The organism is Pseudomonas savastanoi, from assembly GCF_020917325.1.
GTDB lineage: Bacteria > Pseudomonadota > Gammaproteobacteria > Pseudomonadales > Pseudomonadaceae > Aquipseudomonas > Aquipseudomonas amygdali.
This window is the reverse complement of record NZ_CP076652.1, coordinates 1,780,206-1,793,197: the sequence shown is the minus strand read 5'-3', so window position 1 is coordinate 1,793,197 and position 12,992 is coordinate 1,780,206. Positions and strand designations below refer to the sequence as shown.

Annotated in this window: 9 protein-coding genes; 8 read left to right on the top strand and 1 reads right to left on the bottom strand. The window is 58.7% G+C overall.

Annotation, left to right across the window (positions count from 1 at the left end; translation table 11 throughout):
- Window positions 1-80 precede the first annotated feature (80 nt).
- The 8 genes from gloB (at window position 81) to fabI (ending at window position 10,887) form a co-directional block, all read left to right on the top strand.
- The gene (gene gloB / locus KP808_RS07985; protein ID WP_230018003.1) at window positions 81-860 is read left to right on the top strand and encodes a hydroxyacylglutathione hydrolase; all 780 of its coding nucleotides are present in this window, start codon (window positions 81-83) and stop codon (window positions 858-860) included.
- Window positions 861-959: 99 nt separating this feature from the next.
- On the top strand, window positions 960-2,546 hold the full coding sequence (locus KP808_RS07980) for a lytic transglycosylase domain-containing protein (protein ID WP_230018001.1): 1,587 nt from the start codon (window positions 960-962) through the stop codon (window positions 2,544-2,546).
- Between the two features lie 137 nt (window positions 2,547-2,683).
- Window positions 2,684-4,513 (top strand): extracellular solute-binding protein, encoded by a 1,830-nt coding sequence (locus tag KP808_RS07975; RefSeq protein WP_029241053.1) that lies wholly within the window; start codon window positions 2,684-2,686, stop codon window positions 4,511-4,513.
- Complete coding sequence (locus KP808_RS07970; RefSeq protein ID WP_230017999.1) at window positions 4,510-6,366, top strand: extracellular solute-binding protein; 1,857 nt, start codon at window positions 4,510-4,512, stop codon at window positions 6,364-6,366. The genes KP808_RS07975 and KP808_RS07970 overlap by 4 nt, the downstream gene beginning before the upstream one ends.
- A gap of 1 nt (window position 6,367) precedes the next feature.
- The gene (locus tag KP808_RS07965; protein ID WP_002552742.1) at window positions 6,368-7,441 is read left to right on the top strand and encodes a microcin C ABC transporter permease YejB; all 1,074 of its coding nucleotides are present in this window, start codon (window positions 6,368-6,370) and stop codon (window positions 7,439-7,441) included.
- Window position 7,442: 1 nt separating this feature from the next.
- Window positions 7,443-8,462, top strand: coding sequence for an ABC transporter permease (locus KP808_RS07960; protein WP_002552741.1), 1,020 nt, complete (start codon window positions 7,443-7,445; stop codon window positions 8,460-8,462).
- Window position 8,463: 1 nt separating this feature from the next.
- On the top strand, window positions 8,464-10,074 hold the full coding sequence (locus tag KP808_RS07955) for an ABC transporter ATP-binding protein (RefSeq protein WP_230017997.1): 1,611 nt from the start codon (window positions 8,464-8,466) through the stop codon (window positions 10,072-10,074).
- 18 nt (window positions 10,075-10,092) lie between these two features.
- Window positions 10,093-10,887 (top strand): enoyl-ACP reductase FabI, encoded by a 795-nt coding sequence (gene fabI / locus KP808_RS07950; protein ID WP_004660733.1) that lies wholly within the window; start codon window positions 10,093-10,095, stop codon window positions 10,885-10,887.
- Window positions 10,888-10,997: 110 nt separating this feature from the next.
- On the opposite strand, the gene KP808_RS07945 is transcribed toward fabI, so the two are convergent.
- Entirely contained in the window at window positions 10,998-12,881 is a 1,884-nt protein-coding gene (locus KP808_RS07945; protein ID WP_230017995.1) for a SurA N-terminal domain-containing protein, read from the bottom strand.
- Window positions 12,882-12,992 lie beyond the last annotated feature (111 nt).

Genomic DNA, 12,992 nt, shown 5'->3' with positions numbered 1-12,992 from the left:
AGTTCTCCTCCAGAGGTGCTCGCGTACAGCGGCAACAGACTCTAAGATGCACCATTGTCCGCCGCTATGCGAACTGCGCCATGATACAGATCCACGCCCTTCCTGCTTTCAATGACAACTACATATGGTTGTTACAAGACCTTTCGAGCCAGCAATGCGCTGTGGTCGATCCTGGCGACGCGAAACCGGTGCTGGGCTGGCTGGCGGAGCATCCGGACTACCGGTTGACCGATATTCTCATCACCCACCACCACAATGATCATGTCGGCGGCGTGGCGGAACTCAAGCAGGCGACCCGGGCACGCGTACTCGGCCCTGCGGCAGAGACTATTCCGGCACGCGATATCGCACTGGTCGACCATGACCGACTGACAGTGCTCGGCCTCGAGTTTGTGGTGCATGCAGTTCCCGGCCACACGCTCGGTCATATCGCCTTCTACCATGAAGACGCTACAACGCCCTTGCTGTTCAGCGGCGACACGCTGTTCGCAGCAGGCTGTGGACGTCTGTTCGAGGGTACGCCAGAGCAGATGCATGACTCCCTCGAGCGTCTGGCCAAACTGCCGGACAGCACGCTGATTTATTGCGCCCACGAATACACGCTGAGTAATCTGCGCTTCGCCCAGGCCGTCGAGCCCGATAATCAGGATATTGCCCAACGCCTCGCCGAAGTCACCCGCTGGCGTAATGAAAATCGCATCAGCCTTCCTTCAAACCTGGCTCTGGAAAAACGCACCAACCCGTTCCTGCGAACCCGGGAAACATCTGTTAAAGAAAAAGCGGACGAACGGAGCGGCGGGCAAAACACCTCGCAGAGTGCGGTCTTTGCCAGCTTGAGGGCATGGAAAGATAAGTTCTGACCCGACCATAAAACCGCAATAAAATTCTGAAAGGTTGACCGACGGCAGGCTGCTTCCTAGAATCGCCCGACATTTTCGTCTGGATGTACCCCCCGAACAATGTCGTCATCTATCAGCAAGCCTTCACATTCGGACGCATTGACTCGGTTGGCTCAGGCCATGGCTGTCACCGCGAGTGCGCTTCTGGCCGGTTGCCAGAGCACTGCCAGCGTCGACCCGGTCAGCAGCCATCGCACGCCTAATCTGGCCGCCGGCATCAAGCAAAAACCGATTTTCCTGTCTCACAAGCCCGTCACTCCCCTCTCCCCGCCACAAGATGTGTGGGAGCGCATGCGTCAGGGCTTTCAACTGCAACAAGGCAACGATCAAAACCCCCGTATCGACCAGCAGCGCCTGTGGTTCGCCAACAACCCTTCCTTTCTGGAAAACGCTGGCGAGCGTGGCAGCCTGTACATGCATTACATCGTCGAGCGTCTTGAAGAACGCAACATGCCGCTGGAGCTGGCTCTGCTCCCTGTCATCGAAAGCGCCTACAACCCGATGGCCGTTTCACGCAGCCAGGCTGTAGGTCTATGGCAGTTCATCCCCTCGACCGGGCGTTATTTCAATCTGCGTCAGACCAGCTTTTACGACGGACGTCGTGATATCCAGGCCTCGACTGTTGCCGCACTGGATTACCTGACCCGCCTGCATGACATGTTCAACGGCGACTGGTTGCTGGCCCTGGCGGCCTACAACGCAGGCGAAGGCACAGTGAGCCGTGCCATCGAGCGCAATGACAAGCTCAACCTGCCGACCGACTACTGGAACCTGCCACTTCCGCAGGAAACACGGGACTATGTGCCCAAGCTGCTGGCCTTGTCCCAGGTAGTACTGTCGCCGGAAGCCTATGGCGTCAACCTCAATCCGATCGCCAACCAGCCCTATTTCGAAGTCGTCGAACTCAACAAGCGCGTCGATCTGTCCAAAGTGGCCAGCGCTGCCGATATTGACGAAGATGAGCTTATCCAGCTCAACCCTGCCTACAAGAAGCGCCTGACGGTCGATGGGCCTCAGCATCTGCTGGTGCCAACGTCCAAGGCGCAACTGCTGACTGCCAGCCTGCTGACCATGAAACAGGAAGAGCTGGTCGCCTGGCAGCCTTACCGCGTACGCAAGGGCGATACTCTGGAAAGCCTGGCGAGTCGCTATCAGGTCACGGTCAGCTCGCTCAAGGGCAATAACAAGCTGTCCGGCAACCGCCTGAAGGTCGGTCAATCACTGAGCATACCGGTCAAGCCGGGCATGCAGAATTCACAGCCCGTGTTCGAAGCGTTGGCCAGCAACGACAAGCCGTCACGTACCCGAAGTTACAAGGTGCGCAGCGGTGACAACCTGACCACCATCGCGCAAGCCAACAAGGTGGATGTCGAAGACCTGCAACGCTGGAACAAGCTGACCGGCAAGAAGCTCAAGGTCGGCCAGACGCTGGTCATGCAGGACACCAGCAAATCCAGCAGTAAAACGGTCGCCAGCGCCAAAGACGGCGAAAAGAAATCCATGCAGTACAAGATCCAGAAAGGCGACTCGATGTACCTGGTCGCCAAGCGCTTTAACGTCGAGATGCAACATCTCAAGCGCTGGAATCCACGTAGCGGGCAGGCCCTCAAACCCGGTCAGACCCTGACCGTTTACCTGCCGCACTGATGATCGCGGCCACTTGCCCTTCGATAACCTTGGGGCGGGTGGCCGATGCAGCCCCGGCGGCGCAGTCACCTGCAGTCTTTTTCCAGCTGGAACAAGCTGTTACTGTTAGCGACCCGAAAGCCCAAGTCGCCCGGATCGTGATACGTCCCTTCCTGCTAACCATCAGCCTGGCCTTGAGCTTCTGCGCCAACGCAGCCATCACAGAAAGTCATGGCTATGCGCAGTTTGGTGTTCTCAAGTACCCGGCCAGCTTTACTCATTTCGACTGGGTCAATCCCGAGGCGCCGAAAGGTGGCACCTTGAGAATGATGGCGTTTGGTACGTTCGACACGCTGAACCCTTACACATTCAAGGGCAGCAGCCCGGTCTCGACCGGAAACTTCCTGCAATACGGCGTCAATGAACTGAACGAGCCGTTGATGGTGGGCACAGGGCAGTACGACCCGTCCGGCGATGAACCGACCTCCAGCTACGGGCTGATCGCCCAGTCCGTGGAATACAGCGAGGACCGCAGCTGGGTGGTGTTCAACCTGCGCCCACAGGCGCGCTTTCACGATGGCAAGCCCATCACCGCCTACGACGTGGCGTTTTCCTACCGAACGCTGCTCAAGGACGGTCATCCTCAATACCGCACCGCCTTGCAGGAAGTGCAGCGCGTCGACATTCTCAATCGTCATCGCATCCGGTTTGTCTTCAAGCGCTCTGGCAATCCGTTGCTGATTCTGCGTCTTGGGGAACTGCCAGTGCTGCCCCAGCATTACTGGAAGAACAGAGACTTCAAGGCGACTACCTTCGAACCGCCGCTGGGCAGTGGCCCCTACCGCATCACCCGCGTGCAGCCCGGACGTCAGCTGGTGTTCGAGCGGGTCAAGGATTACTGGGGCAAGGACCTGCCGGTCAACCGCGGCAAATACAATTTCGACCGGGTGGAAGTCGAGTTCTACCGCGACAGCGATGTGGCGTTCGAAGCATTCAAGGCGGGCGAATTCGATATCTACATCGAGCATCAGGCCAAGAACTGGGCCAATGGCTATAACTTCCCGGCAGTGGCAAACGGTCAGGTAATCAAGGCGCAGATTCCGCACCGCATACCGACCCAGACCCAGGGCCTGTTCATGAACACGAGGCGCGCGGCCTTCGCCGATATCCGCGTACGCGAAGCACTGGGGCTGCTGTTCAATTTCGAATGGACCAACCGCACACTGTTCAGCGACGCTTATGAGCGTTCGACCAGCTATTACCCCAACAGCGAGTTTTCAGCGACGGGCCTGCCGAGCGGGGCTGAATGGTTATTGCTGGCGCCTTATCGCGATCAGTTGCCCGCCAGTCTGTTTACCCAGCCATTTGCCCCATCGAAAACCGATGGCGGCGGCATCCCGCGCGACACTCTGCGCAAGGCCTTGAAACTGCTTGCCGATGCTGGCTGGACGCTGTCGGACAAGGGCTTGCTCAACGCCGACAAGCAACCGCTGCGCTTCGAGATCCTGCTGGTCAACCCCAACCTCGAACGCATCCTGCAGCCCTACATTGAAGACCTGCGACGCCTGGGTATCGATGCAGGGCTGCGCACCGTCGATCGCGCCCAGTACAAACAACGCCTGGACCGTTTCGACTTCGACATGATTCTCATGACCCTGCAACAGACGCTGAGCCCTGGTCTTGAGCAGTGGCAATATTTTCATTCAAGCCAGGCCGCGATCAACGGCAGCAAGAACTACGCCGGCATTGCCAACCCGGTGGTCGACGCCCTGCTGAACAAACTGCTCGGCGCGCAAACCCGCGATGAACAGGTCGCGGCTGCGCGAGCGCTGGACCGCGTGCTGCTGGCTCAGCACTACAGCATTCCCAACTGGTATCTGAACAATCATCGGCTTGCCTATCGCAACCGATTCGCCATGGTCACCACCCCGCCCTACACCCTGGGGCTGCGTGCGTGGTGGCTCAAGACTCTGGAGAAGCCCCGATGAACCCATTGCATTCCCTGCGCGCGCAAGCGGCCGGCCTGCTGTTGGCCAGCCTCGCCTGCACGGTACAGGCTGCGCCTCAGCATGGCGTGACGCTGTACGACGAGCCGCCCAAGTACCCGGCCGACTTCAAGCACTTCGACTACGTGAACCCGGATGCGCCCAAGGGTGGCACGTTCCGCCAGGCAGGCTTCGGCGGTTTCGACAGCCTCAACCCGTTCATCAACAAGGGCGTGCCGGCAGATGACATCGGCCTGATCTACGACACCCTGGCCCGTGCAAGCCTGGATGAACCGTTCAGTGAGTACGGGCTGGTTGCCGGTAAAATCGAGAAAGCCCCGGACAACAGCTGGGTACGCTTCTACCTGCGCCCGGAAGCGCGCTTTCATGACGGCCACCCGATGCGTGCAGAAGACGTGGAGTTCAGCTTCAAGACACTGATGGAGCACGGGTCGCCCATGTACAAGGGTTACTACGCCGACGTCGATCAGGTGGTCGTCGAAGACCCGCTGCGTGTGCTGTTCAAATTCAAGCACAAGGGCAATCGGGAGATGCCGCTGATTCTTGGCCAGTTACCCGTGCTGCCCAAACATTTCTGGGCAGATCGCGACTTCAGCAAGGGCAACCTGGACTTCCCGCTGGGCAGCGGGCCGTACAAGGTCGCCGATGTAAAAGCCGGGCGCTCGGTGCGCTATGAACGGGTCAAGGATTACTGGGCCAAGGACCTGCCGATCAATAAGGGCTTCTACAACTTCGATGTGCTGACCACCGACTACTATCGCGACAACACCGTCGCGCTGGAAGCGGGCAAAGCCGGGCAGTTCGATTATTGGGTGGAAACCAGCGCCAAGAACTGGGCAACTGCATATGACACGCCAGCAGTCCGGGATGGCAGGCTGATCAAGGAAGAGCTGCCCAATGGCAATCCGACGGGCATGCAGGGTTTTGTCTTCAACCTGCGCAAGCCGGTGTTTCAAGACGTCAGGGTCCGTGAGGCGCTGACTCTGCTGCTGGACTTCGAGTGGACCAACAAACAGCTGTTCAACGGCTCGTACAGCCGCACCAAAAGCTATTTCGACAACTCGGAAATGGCCGCCAGCGGTCTGCCGTCTGCCGAAGAACTGAAAATCCTTGAACCGTTGCGCGGCAAGATCCCGGATAGAGTGTTCACCGAACCCTTCACGCTGCCGGTAACCGATGGCAGTGGCATGATTCGTCCACAGCAACGCCGGGCCTTCCAGCTGTTGCAGGAAGCGGGCTGGAAGATCGTCGACGACAAGATGGTCGATGCACAGGGCAACCCGGTGAAGCTGGAGTTTCTGATCGCCCAGACCGAGTTCGAGCGCATTCTGTTGCCTTACAAACGTAACCTGAGTGACCTGGGCATCGAGCTGGTGATTCGCCGCGCCGACGTGTCGCAATACATCAACCGCCTGCGCTCGCGGGACTACGACATGATCGTCACTGGCTATCCGCAGTCCAGCTCACCCGGTAACGAGCAGCGCGTGTATTTCGACTCATCCAGCGCCGACAACCCGGGCAGCCGCAACTTCATGGGCCTCAAGGACCCGGCGGTAGACACGCTGGTCAACGGGCTGATCAACGCCGACTCCCGGGAAAGCCTGATCACTTATACCAAAGCGCTGGACCGCGTATTACTGTGGGGTTTTTACGTTGTACCCAACTGGCACATCAAAACCTGGCGGGTGGCTTACTGGAATCACATCGACCATCCCAAGGCCAAGGCGCTTTCCGATATCGGCCTGATGACCTGGTGGGCGAAGCCGAATGTCAAACCCGCCACCGCGACCCCGTCAGCCACTGATCAGGCCAAGCCTGCGAACGCGGAGCAATAACATGCTGGCTTATATTCTGCGACGGCTACTGCTGATCATCCCTACCCTGCTCGGCATTCTGATCATCAACTTCGTCATCATTCAGGCCGCACCCGGTGGACCGGTCGAGCAGATGATCGCCAAGATCGAAGGCTTCGATGGCGCTACCAGCCGAATTGCGGGTGGCGGTGCCGAGGTCTCGGTGGCGGGCTCCAACTACCGTGGCGCGCAGGGCCTGGACCCGGCACTGATCAAAGAAATCGAACGCATGTACGGATTCGATAAATCGGCACCGGAACGCCTGTGGATCATGATCAAGAACTACGCCACGCTGGATTTCGGCGACAGCTTCTTTCGCGATGCCAAGGTGATCGACCTGATCGTCGAGAAGATGCCGGTCTCCATCTCTCTGGGGTTATGGAGCACGCTGATCATGTACCTGGTGTCGATCCCGCTTGGGATCGCCAAAGCCACTCGCCACGGCAGCCAGTTCGACGTGTGGACCAGCTCGGCGATCATCGTCGGCTACGCCATCCCGGCGTTTCTGTTCGCGATTCTGCTGATCGTGGTGTTTGCCGGTGGCAGCTACTTCAACTGGTTCCCGCTGCGCGGGCTGACTTCGAACAACTATGACGAACTGAGCACCCTGGGCAAGGTCTTCGACTACTTCTGGCATCTGGTGCTGCCGGTCACCGCGCTGGTGATCGGCAACTTCGCCACCATGACCCTGCTGACCAAGAACAGCTTTCTCGACGAAATCAGCAAGCAATATGTCACCACCGCCAAAGCCAAGGGCCTGAGCAACCACAAGGTGCTCTACGGCCATGTGTTTCGCAACGCGATGCTGCTAGTGATCGCCGGCTTCCCGTCGGCGTTCATCGGTATCTTCTTCACCGGCTCGCTGCTGGTGGAAGTGATCTTTTCGCTGGACGGCCTGGGCCTGATGAGTTTTGAAGCCGCTATCAACCGCGACTACCCGGTGGTGTTCGGCACCCTGTTCATCTTCACCCTGCTGGGGTTGGTGGTGAAGCTGATCGGCGACATCACCTACACCCTGGTAGACCCGCGCATCGACTTCGAAAGCAGGAAGCATTGATATGAAGCTGTCTCCTCTCAATCGCCGTCGCTTCGAACGCTTCAAAGCCAACCGGCGCGGCTGGTGGTCACTGTGGCTGTTCCTCATCCTGTTCGGCCTGAGCCTGGGCGCCGAACTGATCGCCAACGATAAACCGCTCGCCGTGCGCTACGACGGTCACTGGTACTTCCCGGTGCTGGAGCGTTACCCGGAGACCACCTTCGGCGGCGAATTCCCGCTGGAAGCCAATTACAAGAGCCCGTACATCAAGGAATTGCTCGCGGCGAAGGATGGCTGGACCCTGTGGGCGCCCATCCCGTTCAGTTACCAGAGCATCAACTACGACCTGAAAGTCCCCGCCCCTGCGCCACCGTCCCGGGAAAACCTGCTGGGCACCGACGATCAGGGCCGTGATGTGTTGGCACGAGTGATCTACGGCTTCAGGATTTCCGTGCTGTTCGCCCTGACCCTGACCATCCTCAGCTCGATCATCGGCGTCATCGCAGGTGCCCTGCAGGGTTTCTATGGCGGCTGGGTCGACCTGCTGGGCCAGCGTTTTCTGGAGGTGTGGTCGGGCCTGCCCGTGCTGTATCTATTGATCATTCTCGCCAGCTTCGTGCAACCCAACTTCTGGTGGCTGCTGGGCATCATGCTGCTGTTCTCCTGGATGAATCTGGTGGACGTAGTGCGTGCCGAGTTCCTGCGTGGCCGGAATCTGGAATATGTAAGAGCCGCGCGAGCGCTGGGCATGGAGAACGGCGCGATCATGTTCCGCCATATCCTGCCCAACGCCATGGTATCGACCATGACCTTCATGCCGTTCATCCTCACCGGGGCCATCGGCACCTTGACTGCACTGGACTTCCTGGGCTTCGGCCTGCCCGCCGGGTCGCCTTCGCTGGGCGAACTGGTGGCGCAGGGCAAATCCAACCTGCAGGCACCCTGGCTGGGCATCAGCGCGTTCGCTGTGCTGGCCATCATGCTGAGCCTGCTGGTGTTCATCGGCGAATCCGCCCGCGATGCTTTCGACCCAAGGAAATAAGATGAGCAATGACAATCTGATCGAAATCCGCGATCTGGCGGTCGAGTTCGTGACGGGCGACTCACGGCAACGGGTGGTCGAGAACATCAGCTTTGACATCCGTCGGGGTGAAACCCTCGCACTGGTCGGCGAAAGCGGCTCGGGCAAATCAGTTACAGCACACTCGATCCTGCGCCTGCTGCCCTACCCCATTGCCAGTCATCCGAGCGGCACTGTCCGCTACGCCGGTGAAGACCTGCTGAAGGTGGAAGAGAAAAAACTGCGCTCGATCCGTGGCAACCGTATCGCCATGATCTTCCAGGAACCGATGACCTCGCTGAACCCGCTGCACTCGGTCGAAAAACAAATCAACGAGGTACTTGGCCTGCATAAGGGTCTGAGCGGCAAGGACGCCACCAAACGCACGCTGGGGCTTCTTGAGCTGGTAGGCATCCCAGAGCCACACAAACGTCTCAAAGCCTTGCCACATGAGCTGTCAGGCGGCCAGCGCCAGCGTGTGATGATAGCGATGGCACTGGCCAACGAGCCGGAGCTGCTGATTGCCGACGAACCGACCACTGCACTGGATGTCACGGTACAGCTGAAAATTCTTGAATTGCTCAAGCAATTGCAGGCTCGCCTGGGCATGGCGTTGCTGCTTATCAGCCACGATTTGAACGTGGTCAGGCAAATAGCCAACCGAGTATGTGTCATGCAGCGCGGTTGCATCGTCGAACAGGCATCGTGCGAAGAATTGTTCCGTTCGCCGCAACATCCTTACACCAAAGTGTTGCTCAGCGCAGAGCCCAGCGGCGGTCCTTCGACCAACCCGGCCGGCGCCCCGCTGCTTGAAGTCGAGGACCTGAAAGTCTGGTTCCCGATCAAAAAGGGCCTGCTCAAGCGCACGGTCGACCACGTCAAGGCGGTGGACGGCATACGCTTCAGCCTGCCGCAAGGGCAAACACTGGGCATCGTGGGTGAAAGCGGGTCGGGCAAATCGACGCTGGGGCTGGCGATTCTTCGGCTGATCGGCAGCCAGGGCACCATACGTTTCAAGGGCAACGCGCTAGAATCTCTGTCGCAACAGCAGATCCGTCCGCTGCGCAGGCAGATGCAGGTGGTGTTCCAGGACCCGTTTGGCAGTTTGAGCCCGCGTATGTCAGTGGGTGAAATCGTTGGCGAAGGCTTGCGAATCCATGGCATGGGCACGGCCGCCGAGCAACAGACGGCGATCATCGAAGCACTCAGGGAGGTTGGCCTGGATCCGGATACCCGGCACCGCTACCCTCACGAGTTCTCCGGTGGCCAACGGCAGAGGATCGCCATTGCACGTGCGCTGGTATTGAAACCGGCGCTTATCTTGCTGGACGAGCCGACATCAGCCCTCGACCGGACCGTACAGCGTCAGGTCGTCGAGCTGCTTCGCTCGCTGCAAGCCAAGTACAATCTGACGTATTTGTTCATCAGCCATGACCTGGCTGTCGTCAAAGCGCTGAGCCACCAGTTGATGGTGGTCAAGCAAGGCCAAGTGGTCGAACAGGGTGCAGCGCAGGACATCTTCGCCGCACCGCAACATCCTTATACACAGCAGCTGCTGGAAGCCGCCTTTTTGGCACCGGTAGCTGTCGATTAACCTGAAGAGGAACAACACATGGGTTTTCTCGCCGGTAAGCGCGTCCTGATCGTCGGTGTCGCCAGTAAACTGTCCATCGCATCCGGCATTGCTGCCGCCATGCATCGTGAAGGTGCAGAGCTTGCTTTCACCTACCAGAACGACAAGCTCAAGGGCCGTGTCGAAGAGTTCGCCGCAGGCTGGGGCTCAGGTCCTGAGCTGTGCTTCCCTTGCGATGTGGCCAGCGACGAAGAGATCACCAAGGTCTTTGAAGAGCTGAGTAAGAAGTGGGACGGCCTGGACGTGATCGTTCACTCGGTCGGCTTTGCTCCGGGTGACCAGCTCGACGGCGACTTCACCGACGCTACTACTCGCGAAGGTTTCCGCATCGCTCACGACATCAGCGCCTACAGCTTCGTGGCCCTGGCCAAGGCTGGTCGCGAAATGATGAAGGGCCGCAATGGCAGCCTGCTGACCCTGTCGTACCTGGGCGCAGAGCGCACCATGCCCAACTACAACGTCATGGGCATGGCCAAGGCCAGCCTGGAAGCCGGCGTTCGTTACCTGGCCGGCAGCCTCGGCCCGGAAGGTACTCGCGTCAATGCTGTATCGGCCGGCCCGATCCGCACACTGGCGGCTTCGGGTATCAAGAACTTCCGCAAAATGCTGGCTGCCAACGAGGCGCAGACTCCTTTGCGCCGCAACGTGACCATCGACGAAGTCGGCAATGCCGGTGCGTTCCTGTGCTCTGACCTGGCGTCGGGCATCAGTGGTGAGATCATGTACGTCGACGGCGGTTTCAACACCACCGCGATGGGCAGCATGGAAGAGTAAGACGGCAAGCGCCGCTCCTCGCGAGCGGCATTTTTCCGGCAGGCAACTTTCTTGCACTCAAAAAGAAGGCCGCTCAGTGAGCGGCCTTCTTTTTTGTGCGGGTTTCGAGCTTAGAACTTCTCGATCTTCGCCTTGCTTTCCAGCTGTGCACGGTACGCAGCGAAATCCTGCTGACCCGCACGCGACGCGAGGAAGCGACGGTATTGCGCCTTTTCCGCGTCAGTCGGCGCAGCAGCCTGATTCACGCCATTGAGGCGCACAATCACGAAGCTGCCATCGGCTGCAGTAATGCTGGCGAATTCCGGCTTGCCCTTGCCATCAGGCTTGGGCATGCGGAACAGCGTCTGCAGTACTTGAGGATCAACGCCTTCCTGACTGCGAGTGACTGCTTCCATCGATTTCCAGTCACGTCCATCCTGCTTCGCAGCCAGCGGGATCTTGCCATCACGCAGCCCGGCCAGCAGAGCCTCGCCCTTGGCCTTGGCAGCGGCCGTGGCGTGCTCCTTGACCAGTTGAGTGCGAATCGAGCTGGCAACGCTCTCAAGCGGCAACTGCTGAGGTTGCAGATGCTCTTTGGAGCGCACCACCACGACGGTCTCCGGATCCAGCTCCAGCGTGTTGCTGTTGGAGCCTTCTTCCAGCACTTCCGGGCTGAACGCAGCCTGGATAACCGCACGGTTGGCTGTAATACCCTCACCGCCTTCACGACCGAATGGCGCAGTGGTCTGAACCTTCAGGCCCAGGTCCTGTGCCGGTTGAGACAGATCGGACGATTCAAACGCAGAATCTTCCAGCTGCTTGGTCACTTCGACAAATTTCTGCTCGACCAGCTGCGATTTCAAATCCGTGGTCAGTTTGTCTTTCAGACTGGCGAAGGTCGGCACCGATGGAGCCTCGACGCCCAGCAACTTGATCAGGTGCCAGCCGAAGTCGGTACGCACAGGCTGCGATACCTGGTCCTTGTTCAAGGCATACAATGTGTCTTCGAACGCAGGGTCATAGACACCCTTGCCTGCGTAACCAAGATCACCTCCCTTGCTGGACGAACCAGGGTCCTGCGAATATTCCTTGGCCAGCGCCGCAAAATCTTCACCCTTGGCCAGACGCTGTTGAATTTCTTCAATCTTCGCCTTGGCCTGCTCGTCGTTCAGTTTGTCGTTGACCTCGATCAGGATGTGCGCAGCACGACGCTGTTCGGACAGATTGGCGATTTCCTTCTGATAAGCCGCCTGCAAGTCCTCATCCTTGACCTGCACCTTGTCGAAGAAAGACGACTTCTTCAATTCGATGTAATCAAGCACAACCTGCTCAGGGCTCATGAACTCCTTGGCATGCTGGTCGTAGTGAGCCTTGACTTCGTCGTCCGTCACTTTGACCGCCGTGGTATCGGCGGGCAGGATCAGCGACGCGAAATCACGGGTCTGCTTTTCCAGACGGGCAAAAGCGTCAACCTGTGCATCGGTTACGAAAGCACTGCCGGCAACCCCCGCACGCACCTGACCGATGAGCATTTCCTGGCCAAGCATCTGGCGGAACTGCAGACGGCTGTAACCCAGCTGGCGAATGACCTGATCGAAACGGTCAGCACTGAACTTGCCATCGACCTGAAACTCAGGCGTCTGCAAAAGCTGCTGATCCAGTGCCGCGTCGGAAAACGAGAATTTCGCATCCGTTGCACCTTGCAGCAGCAGCTTGCGGTCGATCAGGCCTTTGAGGGCTGATTCACGCAACAGCTTTTCATCCAGCATCGCAGGATCGAAATCCTTGCCCAACTGCTGCGCGAGCTGCTGAGCCAACTGACGCCGCTGCATGTCGACGGCCTGGCTCAACTCATTCTGAGAGATGTCCTCGCCGTTCACTTCAGCCGCGTTCTGCTTATTGCTGGTAGCGGTAAACAACGCCTCGATGCCGGTGAAGGCCATCAAAGCGATGATGATTCCGATAATTGTCTTGGCAATCCAGCCTTGTGAATTGTCCCTGATGTTCTGCAGCATTGCGTCCCCCAAAACGGTTGAACTGACTAACCAACCGCGGAGCGTGGGTAGAAAGCGGATAGAAGAAAGGCGCATCCGAGGATGCGCCTTCTCGTAACTGACGGAGCGGTA

Bases quoted from the DNA above. Each gene is read 5' to 3' on its own strand.
- KP808_RS07960 (WP_002552741.1), top strand. From the start codon at position 7,443: ATGAAGCTGTCTCCTCTCAATCGCCGTCGCTTCGAACGCTTCAAAGCC.
- fabI (WP_004660733.1), top strand. From the start codon at position 10,093: ATGGGTTTTCTCGCCGGTAAGCGCGTCCTGATCGTCGGTGTCGCCAGT.
- KP808_RS07945 (WP_230017995.1), bottom strand. From the start codon at position 12,881: ATGCTGCAGAACATCAGGGACAATTCACAAGGCTGGATTGCCAAGACA.
- gloB (WP_230018003.1), top strand. From the start codon at position 81: ATGATACAGATCCACGCCCTTCCTGCTTTCAATGACAACTACATATGG.
- KP808_RS07970 (WP_230017999.1), top strand. From the start codon at position 4,510: ATGAACCCATTGCATTCCCTGCGCGCGCAAGCGGCCGGCCTGCTGTTG.
- KP808_RS07965 (WP_002552742.1), top strand. From the start codon at position 6,368: ATGCTGGCTTATATTCTGCGACGGCTACTGCTGATCATCCCTACCCTG.
- KP808_RS07980 (WP_230018001.1), top strand. From the start codon at position 960: ATGTCGTCATCTATCAGCAAGCCTTCACATTCGGACGCATTGACTCGG.
- KP808_RS07955 (WP_230017997.1), top strand. From the start codon at position 8,464: ATGAGCAATGACAATCTGATCGAAATCCGCGATCTGGCGGTCGAGTTC.